Source organism: Pseudoalteromonas sp. Angola-4 (assembly GCF_028599265.1).
Classification (GTDB): Bacteria; Pseudomonadota; Gammaproteobacteria; order Enterobacterales; family Alteromonadaceae; genus Pseudoalteromonas; species Pseudoalteromonas atlantica.
In genome coordinates, this window is the sequence record NZ_JAQREK010000001.1 from 319241 (window position 1) to 336363 (window position 17123).

The 17123-nt window shown below is 41.0% G+C and carries 14 protein-coding genes and 1 tRNA gene; 13 read left to right on the forward strand and 2 right to left on the reverse strand.

Features of this window, described 5'->3' with window-relative positions; translation table 11 throughout:
* Positions 1 to 2 precede the first annotated feature (2 nt).
* From PSH48_RS01485 to PSH48_RS01495, 3 genes are all read left to right on the forward strand, one after another.
* Positions 3 to 1397 carry a sigma-54-dependent transcriptional regulator gene (locus PSH48_RS01485; protein ID WP_273610771.1) on the forward strand — a complete coding sequence of 465 codons (1395 nt, stop codon included), beginning with the start codon at positions 3 to 5 and terminating at the stop codon, positions 1395 to 1397.
* Positions 1398 to 1655: 258 nt separating this feature from the next.
* Positions 1656 to 2186, forward strand: a complete 531-nt coding sequence (locus PSH48_RS01490; protein WP_004585879.1) for a peroxiredoxin-like family protein — start codon at positions 1656 to 1658, stop codon at positions 2184 to 2186.
* A 246-nt stretch (positions 2187 to 2432) separates the two neighbouring features.
* Complete coding sequence (locus PSH48_RS01495) at positions 2433 to 2879, forward strand: Hsp20 family protein (RefSeq protein WP_004585880.1); 447 nt, start codon at positions 2433 to 2435, stop codon at positions 2877 to 2879.
* A gap of 58 nt (positions 2880 to 2937) precedes the next feature.
* Here PSH48_RS01495 and PSH48_RS01500 read toward each other — a convergent pair whose 3' ends face one another.
* Positions 2938 to 4494, reverse strand: coding sequence for a cryptochrome/photolyase family protein (locus tag PSH48_RS01500; RefSeq protein WP_273610772.1), 1557 nt, complete (start codon positions 4492 to 4494; stop codon positions 2938 to 2940).
* 90 nt (positions 4495 to 4584) lie between these two features.
* Complete coding sequence (locus PSH48_RS01505) at positions 4585 to 5046, reverse strand: globin (RefSeq protein WP_273610773.1); 462 nt, start codon at positions 5044 to 5046, stop codon at positions 4585 to 4587.
* Positions 5047 to 5422: 376 nt separating this feature from the next.
* Between PSH48_RS01505 and PSH48_RS01510 the strand changes: the two genes are divergently transcribed.
* The 10 genes from PSH48_RS01510 to PSH48_RS01555 all read left to right on the forward strand — a co-directional run bounded on the left by PSH48_RS01510 (position 5423) and on the right by PSH48_RS01555 (position 17059).
* Positions 5423 to 5499 (forward strand) — tRNA-Met (locus tag PSH48_RS01510).
* Positions 5500 to 5779: 280 nt separating this feature from the next.
* Complete coding sequence (gene rimP, locus PSH48_RS01515) at positions 5780 to 6235, forward strand: ribosome maturation factor RimP (RefSeq protein ID WP_004585883.1); 456 nt, start codon at positions 5780 to 5782, stop codon at positions 6233 to 6235.
* Between the two features lie 38 nt (positions 6236 to 6273).
* The gene (gene nusA / locus PSH48_RS01520) at positions 6274 to 7773 is read left to right on the forward strand and encodes a transcription termination factor NusA (protein ID WP_004585884.1); all 1500 of its coding nucleotides are present in this window, start codon (positions 6274 to 6276) and stop codon (positions 7771 to 7773) included.
* A 25-nt stretch (positions 7774 to 7798) separates the two neighbouring features.
* Positions 7799 to 10456, forward strand: a complete 2658-nt coding sequence (infB, locus tag PSH48_RS01525; RefSeq protein ID WP_004585885.1) for a translation initiation factor IF-2 — start codon at positions 7799 to 7801, stop codon at positions 10454 to 10456.
* 109 nt (positions 10457 to 10565) lie between these two features.
* Positions 10566 to 10973, forward strand: coding sequence for a 30S ribosome-binding factor RbfA (gene rbfA / locus PSH48_RS01530; protein ID WP_004585886.1), 408 nt, complete (start codon positions 10566 to 10568; stop codon positions 10971 to 10973).
* A complete protein-coding gene (gene truB, locus PSH48_RS01535; protein WP_054982205.1) occupies positions 10973 to 11917 on the forward strand; it encodes a tRNA pseudouridine(55) synthase TruB in 945 nt (314 codons plus the stop codon). The genes rbfA and truB overlap by 1 nt, the downstream gene beginning before the upstream one ends.
* A 109-nt stretch (positions 11918 to 12026) precedes the next feature.
* On the forward strand, positions 12027 to 12296 hold the full coding sequence (gene rpsO, locus PSH48_RS01540) for a 30S ribosomal protein S15 (protein ID WP_004585888.1): 270 nt from the start codon (positions 12027 to 12029) through the stop codon (positions 12294 to 12296).
* A gap of 500 nt (positions 12297 to 12796) precedes the next feature.
* Complete coding sequence (pnp, locus tag PSH48_RS01545) at positions 12797 to 14923, forward strand: polyribonucleotide nucleotidyltransferase (protein ID WP_004585889.1); 2127 nt, start codon at positions 12797 to 12799, stop codon at positions 14921 to 14923.
* A gap of 140 nt (positions 14924 to 15063) precedes the next feature.
* Positions 15064 to 15942, forward strand: coding sequence for a lipoprotein NlpI (gene nlpI / locus PSH48_RS01550; RefSeq protein WP_029773956.1), 879 nt, complete (start codon positions 15064 to 15066; stop codon positions 15940 to 15942).
* A complete protein-coding gene (locus PSH48_RS01555) occupies positions 15926 to 17059 on the forward strand; it encodes a hypothetical protein (protein ID WP_054982206.1) in 1134 nt (377 codons plus the stop codon). The genes nlpI and PSH48_RS01555 overlap by 17 nt, the downstream gene beginning before the upstream one ends.
* Positions 17060 to 17123: the final 64 nt, after the last annotated feature.

The window sequence follows — 17123 nt, forward strand, 5'->3', positions numbered from 1 at the left end:
CCATGAACGATTCTCAAAAAAAATCACTGGTTTACATAGTAGAAGACAGCATTGCAAGCGGGGCTCTTTATGCGAGTCAATTAGAGCAAGCAGGGCACGAATGTAAACACTTTACCGATGGCTACTCGGCCTTGGTAGGTATAAAAGAGATGATGCCTGATGTCATTGTCCAAGATGTTTGTTTACCCGATATTAGTGGCTTAGAAGTGCTGCAGTTTGTTAAAAAGCAAGAAAAGCCCGCTAACGTAGTCATGATCACCTCAAATAGCTCTATTGATGTTGCAGTAGAGGCAATGCGTTTAGGTGGTTTTGATTTTTTAGAAAAACCGTTTTCAGGCCAGCGCTTAGTGAGCGCCGTAGATAGCGCGCTTTCGCAAAAAGCACCTCCTGCAGTTAAAATTCAAGAACAAAAAGCGCAAAACACTTCCGGGTTTATTGGTGAATCGTTAGCAATGCAAACGGTGTTTAGGCTTTTAGATAGTGCAGCGCGAAGCAAAGCATGTGTTTTTATTACCGGTGAGAGTGGCACAGGTAAAGAGGTGTGCGCGCAAACTTTGCACGACACTAGCCCACGAAGTGAAGGGCCGTTTATTGCAATTAACTGTGCTGCTATTCCAGGAGAGTTATTTGAGTCAGAGTTTTTTGGCCATGTAAAAGGGGCCTTTAGCGGAGCGCTAAGTGACAGGAAAGGGGCTGTAGAAGTTGCAAACGGTGGTACTTTATTTTTAGATGAACTGTGTGAAATGGAGCTCAACCTACAGGCTAAGTTATTGCGTTTTTTACAAACGGGTGCGTTTAATCGGGTAGGTAGTAGCGAGGTTTTACACAGTAATGTAAGGCTAGTGTGTGCAACAAATAGAAGCCCTGTAGTTGAAGTTGCCGAAGGGCGTTTTAGAGAAGATTTATACTATAGGCTTAATGTTATTCCTGTAAAGTTACCTCCGCTACGCGAGCGAGCTGGCGATATAATGTTGCTTGCAAAGCATATTTTAAAGCAAAAAAGTGAAAGTAACGCTAAGTTATTCCATCGCTTTTCAAAAGAAGTTGAAAACCTTTTTTGTAACTACGATTGGCCCGGTAATATCCGCGAGCTGCAAAATGTTATCGAAAATATCGTTGTTATCAACGAGGGTGACGTAGTTGAGTTAGATATGTTGCCAAGCTCATTTGGTGTTAATTCTGCTATTCCAATCAAAAATACCAGCTCGTCTCAACCCGCAGAGCAAATACAAACTAACTCGCTTATGGGCGTACACGACATAGAGCCCCTTTGGCAAGTTGAAAAAAGGGCAATAGAGTCGGCAATAGCCGTATGCGATGATAACATTCCACTTGCTGCGGCCTATTTAGGCGTAAGCGCCTCGACTATTTACAGAAAAATAAAAGGCTGGAGTTAGCTTTACGCTTCTTACATACACCTGCTTGGTGTTTATACTGTGCTAATGCTAGTTAAAAAGAGCAAGATGCCTGTTTTATCTAACATTTTATTATTCTGCTTACAGCTTATAATTCTCCTAATCACATTAAACAAGGCTACTTAATAAAAGCGAGGCGCCTGCCATTTCGTTCTCAGTTACATTTTCATGGTTGAAATAAACAAAGATACCCTAAGCTCTATTACTACACCCCAAGTTTAATAGTAAAAGGAGATCACAATGAGTAACGTTAATTTACAGCCAGCGAGTGTAATGCAGCCTTTAGTGGTAAGCGATTTAGATAACAATGACGTGAATTTAGTTGACCGCGTAAGCGACAAACCTTGGAAAATGATAGTGGTGTACAGAGGCCAGCATTGCCCTAAATGTACCGAGCAACTCAACGAGCTTGCAACAATGCATGACGATTTTGCCAGCGCAGGTGTAGAAGTTGTAGCAGTAAGTGGCGATAGCGAAGAGCAGCTTAAAAAGCATCTTGAAAAAATAGACGTAAATTTCCCTCTTTATTACAATTTAACCATTGAGCAAATGACTGATTTAGGCTTATACATTAGTGAACCGCGCAGTGATGCTGAAACAGATCACCCATTTTCTGAGCCTTGTATTATTGTTTTAAACGAAGACAACCAAGTACAGATGCTTGATAAATCAAATAGCCCATTTGTTCGCCCAAGCCTTAAGCAGGTGCTAGGCGGTATTAAATTTTCACGCGAAAACGACTACCCAATTCGCGGTACTTTTATTAAGTAACGTGTATTGAGTAATTTGATGAATATACGAAGAGGGCACTTTTTTGTGCCCTTTTTTATTTTTTTCACTTTTTTTAATTTAATTACTTGAAAACTATTTTACTGCCCATAAATAGTTTAGTGAGGACGCCTGATGGGTCCCCAAAAAGACAGAAGTTATTGAAATTTATATTATTAATTTAATTGTGTTGTACTTGTTCAAACGAAAAGTAACAACATTATATCGCTTAAATATGAGGATATTATTATGCGTACAGTAGACTTATCACCACTTTATCGTTCATTCATCGGCTTTGATCATTTAGCATCTTTAATGGATGCGGCAGCTCGTACAGACAAGCAGCCTAGCTTTCCTCCTTACAATATCGAAGCACTTGATAAAGACAAATACAGAATCACTATGGCCGTTGCTGGTTTTAGTGAAAATGAACTGACCATTGAGTCAGAGAACAACACTTTAAAAGTTGCAGGCACTAAACCAAACAAAGATGAAAATGAAGAGCGCAAGTTTATTCATCAAGGTATTGCTGAACGTAACTTTGAGCGTAAGTTTCAACTTGGGGATCATGTAAAAGTACTCGGTGCCGATTTAGCCAACGGTCTGCTTAGCATTGACCTGGAGCGCGAAATCCCAGAAGCACTTAAACCTCGTAAAATTGAAATTGGCGGTGGAAACCTAATCGAAGGTAAATAATCGCTAATAAACATTTTCCCTGATTGTAGCCGCCTCAACTGAGGCGGCTTTTTCGTTTTTATAACTCGTTTATATGCGTTAAATAATAATTTGCTTGGGCTAAGGTCTGCTGTTGAAGTTGAGGTGTTTGTTTATCCCAGTTTCTATAAACCATGCCAATGCGTGGGTTTTTTTCAAGTAATGCGCGGTGTTTATCCATAAATTGCCAATATAAGCTGTTGTAAGGACACGCCTTCTCACCTATTTTTTGCTTAACATCATAATGACAGTTTTTGCAGTAATCGCTCATTTTATTGATGTAATTACCACTGGCTGCATAGGGTTTAGTGGCAATAATGGCATCATCTGCAAATTGGCTCATGCCACGGGTGTTAGGCATTTCAACCCATTCAATGGCATCAATATAAACCCCTAAATACCACTGGTCGACTTCATTAGGGTCGATGCCTGTTAATAAGCAAAAATTACCAATGATCATTAATCTTTGAATATGATGAGCGTATGCGGTGTCTAAGCTCTGCGTTAATGCATGGCTTAAACAGTTCATTTTTACATTACCCTGCCAAAAGTACCCTGGTAACGACTGGTTGGCCTGTAATTGGTTTTTTTGTGCATAGTCGGGCATGTTTGTCCAATATATACAGCGAACATATTCACGCCAACCTAGGATTTGCCTAACAAAGCCCTCTACTTGAGAAATCGAAATTGTGTCGGGGTGAGCATTAAATTCGTCAATTACACGCCTAATAACGTACAGCGGGTGGATTAACTTGGCGTTTAAAGCAAATGATAAACGGCTATGGTACAAGCTGGCGTTATTTGTAACTTGGTCGGTCATTGCATCTTGAAACTGGCCGAAATTTTTTAGCAGGTGGGTACAAAAATACTCTAAACACGTTTTGGCTTGTTTGCGAGTGAGCGGCCATGGCAACTGCTGAGGATTTATTTCACCAAAGTAATTTACGTTATGTTTTTTAAGTCTGCTAATGATAGAGCTTACATCGTTAATAAATAATTTTGGCGGGGGGATAGCGTTTAAATCTGCTTTTTTAAATTTGTTTCTGTTATTACTATCAAAGTTCCATTGCCCTCCTTGCGGGCTACTCCCATCCATAAGAATAGTGTATTGCTTGCGCATAGCACGATAAAAGTGCTCCATAGTCACATGTTTGTTTTTTTCAAACCGATCGTAAATTCGCTCAAATGGCAGCATAAAATGCTCGGTGTCATAGGCTTTAACAAGAAGATCAGACTCTTTTTTAAATTTACTTAGCTGTGCTTTGAGGCGAAATTCATCAGGGTATTGATAATGTATTTCACTGCAATGATACAGTTTAGCTATGCGCGTGAGTAAATCAGGCAAGGTTTTGTCTTGGTGGGTATCATCAAGGGTAAGGTGCAGTGTGCTGTAATCCGCACTTTGTAAAGCTGAAGCAAAACGCTCCATCGCATAAAAAAAAGCACATAACTTTTGCACATGGTGCTTAACGTAATTGGTTTCTTGTTTTAACTCGGCAATTAAATAAAGCGTATCAGGCTCTTTTTCTTTAAACCACGAATGCGAAGCATTGAGTTGATCACCTAAAATTAGGCGCAACACTTTATAATGAGCCATAAACCACCTAAATTTAGTTGTACGTAAAAAGCGACAACGTGGATCTAGGTAGTTTGCTCATACGTGCATAAAAGCTAAAGCTTGTATTACTTAAAGCTTACTTGTGCGAAGTTGAGTGATTTTTTGCTCAAGCGAAATAACATTTGTTTTGTTAAACAGCGTTGTATTAGCAAAACTTTCAAAATAACGAAGCGCTTTTTGCCAAGCAAACTGTGTTTGTGCGGTGAATAAACGCCCTAAGTGCTCGTTTAAGGTATCGTAAAAGGCATCGCACAGTAGCGATATTTCTTTTGGTGTAACGCCCATCTTTTTTAAGTATTGCAAGTGAAAGGTTAAAAATGGGGCAACAGAAGATGGGTTATCTAAATGCCTAACTATACGTTCTAAAACACAATATAAAATATAACTTTTTTCGTTAAAATAAGCGGCACTTGGGTACTGCATTGTTATATTTGACCCTTCAAGCTTTGCATGAAAGCGCGCGGTAAACGCATGAAAGTTTGGCTTTACTATATGCAAACTTTTAATTAACTGTGGCTGATAAGTATTCATTAGCAATCTCATTAAATTTTGTAATTTTTATTTTTATCCACATCGGTGAGCTTTTAGTATAGTGCGTTGCTCAAATATCGCACGTAATCTAAACGTAAAAAGCACAAAATTGTATCAGTTTTATGAATTTTAGATATTTTATTTATGAATATACGGCTTTTTACGTACGTATTAGTGACGTTACTATTACCATTTTAACGTCTGCATAATCATAGTACATACTGGTGAAGCTTAAAATGGGGGTTCACTGATTTTATCAAACTTATTAGTTATTATGGTTGCTAATTACCCCGTATATCCTTATAATAGCCGCCATTGTTTAGCGGTTGATTAACCACTAACAGCGATATTGAATTTTAGGTTTAATATCTATTGGCGCGGGATGGAGCAGCCTGGTAGCTCGTCGGGCTCATAACCCGAAGGTCGTCGGTTCAAATCCGGCTCCCGCAACCAATTTTTATAGTAGGTATATCCTTACTAATTCTATATCGCGCATTCTAAGTAATGCGCGTTTTGCGTTTAAGCTAATGTAGTTTAATTTGGTCAGTGTAATGACCCGCAGCCAAGCTTGGCCTGAGGCCACACAGTTTTATGCTTTATTGGTGTGACGCCCCGCTTGGTTCGGGGCGTTGTTGTATCTGCACCATTGATTTATGGCTTTGTCATTAAATCAAAACTTAAACTCAGTATTTTAGGGCTATAAGCCCTTTTTTTGTTTGTATGGAGGATTTTCGTGACAAAACTTGAGCAAGATTTATTAACCATGCTTACGCCTGCAGTAGAAATGTTAGGCTTTGAATTACATGGTCTTGAGTTTGTACAAGCAGGCCGCCATTCTACCTTAAGGGTTTATATTGACCATGAGGATGGAATATCTGTTGATAATTGTGCGGATGCGAGTCGCCAAATTAGTGCGATTTTAGACGTCGAAGACCCAATTACAAATGAATATGATTTGGAAGTATCGTCTCCTGGTGTTGATCGTCCATTATTCAAACAAGATCATTACGAGAAGGCGCAAGGAGAGGAAGTACGTGTGCGTACTAAGCTTCCACAAGACGGTCGCCGTAATTTTAAAGGCGACTTAGTAGCAGTTAGCAGTGATATGATCACACTTAAAAGCGATGGCGAAGAGCACTTAATCATGCTTAGCAATATCGAACGTGCGAACATCATCGCAAAGTTTTAATTCGAGTGCGAAGGAATAGGGCAAGCGAGGCATTACCCATGGCAAAAGAGATATTATTGGTTGCTGAAGCCGTTTCCAATGAGAAAGCGGTTCCAAAAGAAAAGATTTTTGAAGCGTTAGAGTTCGCTCTAGCAACAGCGACAAAGAAAAAACACGATGGCGAAATTGAAGTACGTGTATCAATCGACCGTAAAACCGGTGATTACGACACGTTCCGTCGTTGGCAGATTGCAGAAGTTCAAGAAGATGGTTCTTTAGAAAACCCTTACAGCGAAATCACATTAGAAGCAGCTCAAGTTGAAGAACCTGACTTGCAACTGGGTGATTATGTTGAAGAACAGATTGAATCTATCAAATTCGACCGCATAACTACACAAATGGCAAAGCAAGTTATCGTACAAAAAGTACGTGAAGCTGAGCGCGCTTTAGTTGTAGAAGCTTATAAAGATCAAGAAGGCGAGCTAGTAACAGGTGTCGTTAAAAAAGCAACACGTGATGCAATCGTACTTGATTTAGGTAACAACGCAGAAGCGGTTATTTACCGTGACGATATGCTGCCACGTGAAAACTTCCGTCCAGGAGATCGTATCCGTGGTCTTCTTTACGAAGTTAAACCTGAAGCTCGCGGCGCACAGTTATTTGTAACGCGTTCAAAACCAGAAATGCTGATGGAATTATTCCGCATTGAGGTGCCAGAGATTGGCGAAGAAATGATTGAGCTTCGTGCTGCAGCACGCGATCCGGGTTCACGCGCTAAAATCGCCGTTAAATCTAACGACAAGCGTATTGACCCAGTAGGTGCGTGTGTTGGTATGCGTGGTGCACGTGTTCAAGCTGTATCATCAGAGCTTGGTGGCGAGCGTGTTGATATCGTACTTTACGATGACAACCCAGCGCAGTTTGTTATTAACGCAATGGCACCGGCTGAAGTAGCTTCAATCGTAATGGATGAAGACACTCATTCAATGGATATCGCTGTAGAAGCTGATAACCTAGCACAAGCAATTGGTCGCAATGGTCAAAATGTTCGTTTAGCAAGCCAATTAACTGGCTGGGAACTAAACGTAATGACTGTTGAAGACATGCGCGCTAAAAACGAAGCAGAGTCAGATAAGTTAATTAACTTATTTACTGAAAACTTAGATATTGATGATGAATTTGCATCATTACTTATCAACGAAGGTTTCTCAACACTTGAAGAAGTAGCATATGTGCCGGCTTCTGAGTTTTTAGAAATCGACGGCCTAGATGAAGAAACGGTTGATTTACTGCGCTCACGTGCAAAAGATGCATTAACCACTAAAGCGCTTAAAACGGAAGAAAGCTTAGAAGGTGTAGAGCCTGCTGAAGACTTACTTGCGCTTGAAGGCTTAGAGCGTCATCTAGCATTTGTTATGGCAAGCAAGGGTGTAATTACACTTGAAGACTTAGCTGAGCAAGGTATTGATGAATTGGTAGATATTACAGAGCTAACACCTGAAAAAGCAGGTGAGCTAATTATGGCTGCACGTAATATTTGTTGGTTCGCAGACGAGTAATTTATTAACGGAGGTATTACACACTATGGCAGAAGTAAATGTTGAAAAACTAGCCGGCGATATAGGTACAACTGTTGATAAATTGCTTCAGCAATTTTCACAAGCGGGTATCACTAAAAAAGCAGGTGATAATGTAACTGAAGCTGAAAAAGCACAGTTACTTGATCACTTAAGCAAATCGCACGGTGGTACTGGTTCAGATGGCCCAGCACGTATGACTTTACAACGTAAGAGCAAAAGCACATTAAGTGTAACGGGCTCTACGGGTAAGGCAAAAGCTGTTCAAGTTGAAGTTCGCAAAACACGTACTTACGTGAAAAAGAGCGCAATGGAGCAAGAGCAAGAACAGCAACGTCTAGCCGCTGAAGAAAAAGCGCGTATCGAAGAGCAGCAAAAAGCTGCACAAGAAGCCGCTGAATTAAAAGCGAAACAAGAGGCAGAACGTAAAGCAAAAGAAGACGCTGATCGTAAAGCCAAAGAAGAAGCTAAACGCAAAGCAGATGCAGAGCGTAAAGCTAAACAACAGCAGATGACCCCAGAGCAAAGTGCTAAGTCTGAGAAAGATCGCATCGAAGCTGAGCGTCTGCAGAAAGAAGCAGAAGAGGCCGCATTGAAGAAAGCTGAAGAAGAAGCGAAACGTCAAGCAGAAGAGGCAAGAAAGCTAGCTGAAGAAAATGAAGCTCGCTGGAAAAAAGAAGAAGAAGAACGTAAGAAACGCGAAGAAACCGCGGATCACCATCTTACGACTTCTACTTATGCACGTGAGGCAGAAGATGTTGCCGATGCACGTGATGAGCAAGGTTCACGCCGCGCGAAGAAAAAGAAAAAAGCCCCAGCAAAAGATAAATTTGCAGGCGCTAAAGGCCGTAAAGGCAAGCTAAAAGCACCTACATCATTGCAACATGGTTTCCAAAAACCAACTGCCGATGTTAAAAATGAAGTGCGTATTAGCGAAACAATTACAGTAGCTGAGCTTGCATCGCGCATGGCTGTTAAAGGCGCTGAAGTTGTTAAAACAATGATGAAAATGGGTGACATGGTTACCATTAACCAAGTGATTGACCAAGAAACAGCACAACTTGTTGCTGAAGAAATGGGTCACAAAGTTATCATCGTTAAAGAAAACGAATTAGAGCAAACAGTACTAAATGACCGTCATGAAGATGGTAAGTCTGAGCCGCGAGCGCCAGTAGTAACTGTAATGGGTCACGTTGACCATGGTAAAACATCAACGCTTGATTACATTCGTTCAGCTAAAGTTGCATCAGGCGAAGCCGGTGGTATTACACAGCACATTGGTGCATACCACGTTGAAACTAACGGCAACATGATCACTTTCTTAGATACACCAGGTCACGCCGCGTTTACATCAATGCGTGCACGTGGTGCTAAAGCGACAGATATTGTAATCCTAGTGGTTGCAGCAGACGATGGTGTAATGCCACAAACTAAAGAAGCGGTACAGCATGCTCGCGCAGCTGGCGTTCCTTTAATTATTGCTGTAAACAAAATGGATAAAGAAGGCGCAGATCCAGATCGCGTTAAAAACGAGCTAGCTCAGCTAGACGTTATCCCAGAAGATTGGGGCGGCGATACGCAGTACGTTCATATCTCAGCTAAAACAGGCTTAGGTATTGATGACTTACTAGAAGCTGTTCTTATGCAATCTGAGCTTTTAGAGCTTCGTGCTCCATCAGAAGGCATGGCAGCAGGTGTTGTAATTGAATCTCGTCTTGATAAAGGGCGTGGTCCGGTTGCTTCTATCTTAGTTCAATCAGGTACCCTTAACCAAGGTGATATCGTACTGTGTGGTCTTGAATACGGCCGTGTTCGTGCAATGAAAGACGAAAACGGTAAAGACATTAAATCAGCAGGTCCTTCTATTCCAGTTGAAATTTTAGGTCTCTCTGGTATTCCGGCTGCAGGTGATGAAGCGACTGTTGTTAAAGATGAGCGTAAAGCGCGTGAAGTTGCTTTATACCGTCAAGGTAAATTCCGCGACGTTAAATTGGCTCGTCAGCAAAAAGCGAAGCTTGAAAACATGTTTACTAACATGGCTGAAGGCGATGTATCAGAAGTTAACGTGGTACTTAAAGCAGACGTTCAAGGTTCAATCGAAGCAATTTCAGACTCACTAACTAAGCTTTCTACTGATGAAGTAAAAGTGAAGATTGTTGGTTCTGGCGTAGGTGGTATCACCGAAACTGATGCAACACTTGCTGCTGCATCTAACGCAATCGTAGTTGGCTTCAACGTTCGTGCCGATGCATCTGCACGTAAAGTGATTGATACTGAAAACTTAGACCTTCGCTACTACAGCGTAATCTATGCGCTAATCGAAGAAGTTAAGCAAGCCATGTCTGGTATGCTTGCTCCTGAGTTTAAGCAAGAGATTATTGGTCTTGCTGAAGTACGTGACGTGTTTAAGTCTCCAAAAATTGGCGCAATTGCTGGTTGTATGGTTACTGAAGGTACTATTAAACGCAGCGCACCAATTCGTGTACTACGTGATAACGTGGTTATTTACGAAGGTGAGCTTGAGTCACTACGTCGCTTTAAAGATGACGTTCAAGATGTTCGTAACGGCATGGAATGTGGTATCGGCGTTAAGAACTACAACGATGTTCGCGTTGGTGACCAAATCGAAGTATTCGAAACAGTTGAAGTACAACGTACACTTTAATTGCTCGTAAACTAAGATTGTAAATGGGGGCTTTGCCCCCATTTCTGTATCCATTATTTAATTAACTTATTATTTTAATTCAGTAAGTTATGATTTTAGGAAAACAATCATGAGAGAATTTTCTCGCACTGATCGTGTTGCTCAGCAAATTCAAAAGGAAATTGCTGTAATTTTACAACGCGAAATTAAAGATCCGCGCTTAGGCATGGTGACAGTGTCTGCGGTAGAAGTATCGCGCGATTTATCTTACGCAAAAGTTTTTATTACGGTGTTTAATACCGAAGATGAAAACAAAGCAAAAGAAAGCGCAAAAATACTTAACGAAGCAACGGGCTATATCCGCTCGTTACTGGGTAAGCGTATTCGTGCTCGTATAATGCCTGAGCTTAAATTTGTAGTAGATAACTCACTAATGGAAGGGATGCGTATCTCTAACTTAGTGGACTCGGTTATTCGCGAAGATAACGCTAAACATGTTGATGATGAAACTGATAGCGAAGAAGGCACTAAAGACTAATGGCAAGACGCAGTAAAGGCCGTCCGATTGATGGTATTTTGTTGTTAAACAAACCTCAAGGCATTTCATCGAACAAAGCCCTACAGCAAGCTAAAGGTATTTATTTTGCCCAAAAAGCTGGCCATACCGGTGCGCTAGACCCACTGGCCACTGGCATGCTGCCTATTTGCTTTGGTGAAGCGACTAAGTTTACCCAATTTTTGCTCGATACAGATAAAACTTATGTGGTAAGAGCAAAGCTAGGTGAGCGCACAACTACCTCTGATTCAGATGGCGAAGTGGTTGAAACCCGTGATGTAAACGTTACCACTGAACAGTTAGCCGCAGAAATTGAAAAGTTTTTAGGCGAGTCAGATCAGTATCCATCAATGTACTCAGCGCTTAAATATGAAGGTAAGCCTTTATATAAATACGCGCGTGAGGGCATTGAAGTACCGCGTAAATGCCGAAAAATAAACGTGTTTAGCTTAACGCTTGATGAGTTTGATGAAGCAAATAACGAAGTACAAATGACCGCCCATGTATCTAAAGGGACGTACATTCGTACTATTGTTGATGATTTAGGCGAAAACCTAGGCTGTGGCGCACATGTTATTATGCTGCATCGCTCAGCGGTTGGCCATTACCCTAAAGATAAAATGGTATCGCTTGAGCACCTTGAAACCTTGTTAGCTAAGGCTAAAGAAGAAGAGGTTGCCCCTTCTACATACCTTGATGAATTACTATTGCCAATGGATAGTGCATTGGTTGATTTACCCGTTGTAGAAATTAGCAAAGAGCAGGGCGTTTCGTTTAGCCATGGCCAAGCAGTCGTACTAGGCACTGATTTACCCGAAGGGGCAATTAAAGTCCTGGCCGATGGTGTGTTTATTGGTACCGGTGAGCGCAACCCTGACGGGCATTTAAAATCAAAGCGTGGCTTGTCTAATCAGCAACCCGAGTAAACTTTAACTTGTAGTTATTCTCATAGTTGGTAGAATACGCCCGCTTAATCGTTTTGGCTGAATTAGTGATCGGCTAAAGCACCTATTAAATTTAACTTTTGGAGTTATTATGTCACTAAGCAATCAAGAAAAAATCGATATCATTGCTAAATTTGCACGTGCTGAAGGCGACACTGGTTCACCTGAAGTACAAGTAGCTTTACTTACTTTTGATATCAACAAGCTTCAAGGTCACTTTGCTGACCACAAGCATGACTTCCACTCACGTCGTGGTCTGCTTCGTAAAGTAAGTACTCGCCGTAAATTGCTTGATTACCTTAAAGGTAAAGATATCTCGCGTTATACTGCGTTAATCCAAGAGCTTGGCCTACGTCGCTAAGAACTTGATTACGAGAAAAGGAGCTTTATAGCTCCTTTTTTTGTGCCTAAATTTAACGCTTCACACTCCATCGTTAACTTAATCTCCCTTTAATATAAATAACACCAACCTTGTGCTAGCACTTAGCAATTAAGCGTAGGCGACGCTTGCAACAACTGCGTTAAAATTATCTTTAAGAACAATTTAATAGCGAATTATTCACCTAGCTATCTAAAGGTTTTTAATAGCTAAAAATTACACGCTTAATTAAACGCCTTTCTATAAAACAATTAAAAAATAATGTGGCAAAAGCGATTACGTTTTATCTTTGGGTAGGCTCGCAATTTTACGTCGCTTTGGTATATACTATGCGCGTAGATAAATAGGTTATCTGCAGTCATTAAAAATTTTGCCAATTGTAGTACTTAATTGATTTCCAACTGAATACAATTATGTACTGTAATTGGCCCTTTTAATGACACTTATTAATGAAATATAAAAACATTTAAGGAATATTTTAAGTGCAAGCAATTATTAAAGAATTTCAACTAGGTCAACACACAGTTACCCTAGAAACAGGTGCAATCGCACGTCAAGCAGACGGCGCAGTATTAGCAAGCATCGGTGACACGTCAGTATTAGTTACTGTCGTTGGTAAGCGTGAAGCTCAACCTGGTCAAGACTTTTTCCCACTAACAGTTAACTACCAAGAGCGTATGTACGCTGCTGGTCGTATCCCGGGTGGTTTCTTAAAGCGTGAAGGTCGTCCTAACGATGGCGAAACACTTATTGCACGTCTTATTGACCGTCCAATTCGTCCACTTTTCCCAAATGGTTTCGTAAACGAAGTACAAGTTATTGCAACCGTTGTATCTGTAAACCCTGAAATCCAACCAGATATGGTTGCGATGATTGGTACATCAGCAGCACTTGCTATCTCTGGTATCCCATTTAGCGGCCCAATTGGTGCGTCACGCGTTGGTTACATCAACGGTGAGTACGTACTTAACCCAACACTAAAAGAGCTTGAAGAAAGCCAACTTGATTTAGTTGTAGCGGGTACTGATAACGCAGTACTAATGGTTGAATCAGAAGCTGACGTACTAGCTGAAGACGTAATGCTAGGTGCGGTTGTATACGGCCATGAGCAATCTCAAGCTATTATCAACGCAATTAACGAATTTAAAGCAGAAGCGGGCAAGCCTACATGGGATTGGTCTGCACCTGAGAAAAACGTATCGCTTGAAGAAAAAGTAGCTGAACTTGCTGCTGATAAAGTAGGTGAAGCTTACCGTATTACCGATAAAGTAGCGCGTAAAGAAGCATTAACTGCAGCAAAAGACGCTGTAATTGAAGCGCTTACAAGCGAGCTTGCTGAAGATGAAACACTTGATAAGCAAGAAGTAGGTAAAGTATTTGGTTCTTTAGAGAAGAAAATTGTACGTGGCCGCATCACTGCTGGTGAAAAACGTATCGATGGTCGCGAACCAGACATGATCCGTGCACTAGACGTAATGACAGGTGTATTACCACGTACTCACGGTTCTGCAATTTTTACTCGTGGTGAAACTCAAGCATTAGTTACAGCTACACTTGGTACAGAACGTGATTCACAGTTAATCGATGATTTAACGGGTACTCACAAAAACCACTTCATGCTTAACTACAACTTCCCTCCATTCTGTGTAGGTGAAACTGGTTTTGTAGGTTCTCCTAAGCGTCGTGAAATTGGTCACGGTAACCTAGCTAAGCGTGGTATTTCTGCTGTAATGCCTACACTTACTGAGTTCCCTTACTCAATTCGTGTTGTATCTGAAATCACTGAATCTAACGGTTCGTCTTCAATGGCATCTGTTTGTGGTACGTCACTAGCACTTATGAACGCGGGTGTACCAATTAAAGCGTCTGTTGCGGGTATCGCGATGGGTCTTGTGAAAGAAGATGAGAAGTTTGTTGTTCTTTCAGATATCTTAGGTGATGAAGATCACTTAGGTGACATGGACTTTAAAGTAGCAGGTACTACTAACGGTATCACTGCACTACAAATGGATATCAAGATTGAAGGTATCACACAAGAAATCATGCAAATTGCGCTTAAACAAGCAAAAGCTGCACGTTTACACATTTTAGGTGTGATGGATGAAGCGATTTCTGCTCCTTCTGAAGAATTATCAATGTTTGCTCCTCGCATCTACACTATGCAAATTCCTGCTAAGAAGATTGCTGAAGTAATTGGTAAAGGTGGCGCTACAATCCGTCAACTTACTGAAGAGACAGGCACAACAATTGAAATTGAAGACGACGGTACAATTAAGATTGCTGCAACAGACGGTGAAAGCGCGCAAAACGCAATTACACGTATTGAGCAATTAACAGCAGAACTAGAAGTAGGTACTATCTACACTGGTAAAGTTGTACGTATTGTTGACTTTGGTGCGTTTGTAAACATTCTTCCTGGTAAAGATGGCCTAGTGCATATTTCTCAAATCAGCACAGAGCGTGTTAACAACGTAACTGACCACTTAAGTGAAGGTCAAGAAGTTAAAGTTAAAGTACTAGAAGTAGACCGCCAAGGCCGTGTACGTCTAAGCATTAAAGAAGCAATGGAATCAGCAGCACCTGCAGCTGATGAGTCGAAAGACGCATAATTGCTAAACTTTAACCCGTTAATATACGCGGGATAATAAAAAAGGGGCTGTTTAGCCCCTTTTTTTATGCTTTAATGAAACCTTATTAGACAAGGTCTGTCTTATTTTTATTGCGATATATCTTGGTATTAAGGATTTTAATGATACTCAAACATTTAGCTTTGGCATCTTTTGCTATTTTGTCTTTAAGCGCTTGCCAAACCACGACTGAATCAAAACCTACGCCGATTGTTAATGTGCCTTTTACTGCACCCCTTGCATCTGACTTTAGAAGTGAAATTGCGATTGCACGTTACTCTGAGCTATTAAATAGAGCCGATTTAAGTACCGAGCAACAAGCTAAGCTTTACTATGACCGTGGGGTATTATTTGATAGCTTAGGAATGACCACGTTATCGCGCATTGATTTTAACCGCGCTATAAAACTAAAGCCTGATTTAGCTGAGGTGTATAACTTTTTAGGTATTCAGCACACTTTAATGCAGCAATACGAAAAAGCGTATGAGTTTTTTGACTCAGCCCTTGAGCTTAATGAAGAGCATGAATACGCTTATTTAAACCGTGGCATTGCACTGTATTATGGTGAAAGAGCAAACCTAGCGCAAAGTGACTTTGATGAGTTTTTAGCACGTTCACCAAACGATCCTTATCGTGTGTTATGGCTTTACCTTGCACAATCACAAGAGGATAAACAACAAGCATTAGCGGCTCTTAAAACAAATGCTGCAGCCCTTGATGAATCGCAATGGGCGTATCAGTTAATTTCGCTTTATACCGGCGATATGAGTGAGCATACGTTTTTATCGGGTATTAGCGAGGGCGTTAAGTCAGAGCAAGAATACGCACAGCGCTTGTGCGAGGCGTACTTTTATTTAGCCAAAATGCACCAAGCAGCCGGGGAGCAGTTTTTAGCTGCTGATTACTTTAGGTTGGCATTATCCACTAATGTGCATGAGTTTATTGAATACAAATATGCACGTTTAGAGCTTGAGCTTATGGCTGGTGCAGACGCTAGTTAAATACCCGTGTTATCTGATTGGTTTGCTATTTAGCCTGTTTATTGCAGGCTCTAGCAACCAGTTAAGCAGCATTAGCTTTTGGCATGTACTTCACGCTCAGGCTAATCCGCTGCAAAGTTATTGGCAATTTCCCCGTTACTTTTCAAATAATATTGCGCATCTTCCCGAGCTGACATTAGGCTTTTTAGCGCGTAAAAATATCCCATCAGCCCAGTACAATTATTCTTTAAAACTGATTAATGCAAGCAAAAACGAACAAGCAAAGTTATTTTGGCTACAAAGTATTGAGCATGTTGGGCATAACAAGCGCCAACAACTCGCGCATGCTCTTTTAAAGCAAGGTCGCTGGAATGACCTTCAACTATTGTTAACCCAAAACTTACTGCCTAAAGGCGCGGCATTTAACCATTTAGCGCTGCACAAAGGGAGTGACTATGAGCAAGTTTCGCCTTCCTTTTTACATCAACTTGGTTTTGCAGCGTTAAATACACGCCCGCCGATTAACAATAGCTGTAGTTACAATGTGCTGCTATTGGGTGTAAATAGAGAAGCCTTGTTTAAGTTATCAAGTTTTGCCGCGCAGTATAATAAAAAACCTGAGCCGCAAAGCGGGGCGTATTGCTTAAGTAAACCGGTTTACGCTGGGGGCGCAATTGACTGCGCTACCACCTCGGGCATGGCTAATTGCCTATGGCAAAACGCGCACTTAAAAGCGCAGTCTACTAACGGCTATGACTACACTGTAATTATGGGTACGAGCGGCAGCGCCAATGTAACAGGTAAAAAAATGCAGCTAAGTACCCAAGCAAACTATAATGTATTTTTGCATGAGCTAATGCACTTTAGTGGTTTTGAAGATGAATATACGCTACCTATTTCTAAACAGCGTTGGTTGTGTAAACGCCAAGGATACGTGGCCCCAAATTTATATATTTCGCAAGGTGAGGCTGCGCCAAATGGATGGCACAAAAGCTTAAGTTGCCAGCAAGGCGGCGTGGCATATAAGCCAGCTAAGCAATGGTCAATTATGCAGTATCAACAACTCGGTTTATCAAAGCGGTACAGGGCTTTGTGGGTTGATCAAATCAATGCTGCTAAAACCGCTCAGCTTGATTAAATTTAAATCGATTAGGCTTGCTATCTATAGACAAAATGGCCGTTTATAAGTATAACTGTACGTA

Coding starts and splice junctions, on each gene's coding strand:
- PSH48_RS01485 (WP_273610771.1), top strand. CDS start 3: ATGAACGATTCTCAAAAAAAATCACTGGTTTACATAGTAGAAGACAGC.
- PSH48_RS01490 (WP_004585879.1), top strand. CDS start 1,656: ATGAGTAACGTTAATTTACAGCCAGCGAGTGTAATGCAGCCTTTAGTG.
- PSH48_RS01495 (WP_004585880.1), top strand. CDS start 2,433: ATGCGTACAGTAGACTTATCACCACTTTATCGTTCATTCATCGGCTTT.
- PSH48_RS01500 (WP_273610772.1), bottom strand. CDS start 4,494: ATGGCTCATTATAAAGTGTTGCGCCTAATTTTAGGTGATCAACTCAAT.
- PSH48_RS01505 (WP_273610773.1), bottom strand. CDS start 5,046: ATGAATACTTATCAGCCACAGTTAATTAAAAGTTTGCATATAGTAAAG.
- nusA (WP_004585884.1), top strand. CDS start 6,274: ATGGCAAAAGAGATATTATTGGTTGCTGAAGCCGTTTCCAATGAGAAA.
- infB (WP_004585885.1), top strand. CDS start 7,799: ATGGCAGAAGTAAATGTTGAAAAACTAGCCGGCGATATAGGTACAACT.
- rbfA (WP_004585886.1), top strand. CDS start 10,566: ATGAGAGAATTTTCTCGCACTGATCGTGTTGCTCAGCAAATTCAAAAG.
- truB (WP_054982205.1), top strand. CDS start 10,973: ATGGCAAGACGCAGTAAAGGCCGTCCGATTGATGGTATTTTGTTGTTA.
- rpsO (WP_004585888.1), top strand. CDS start 12,027: ATGTCACTAAGCAATCAAGAAAAAATCGATATCATTGCTAAATTTGCA.
- nlpI (WP_029773956.1), top strand. CDS start 15,064: ATGATACTCAAACATTTAGCTTTGGCATCTTTTGCTATTTTGTCTTTA.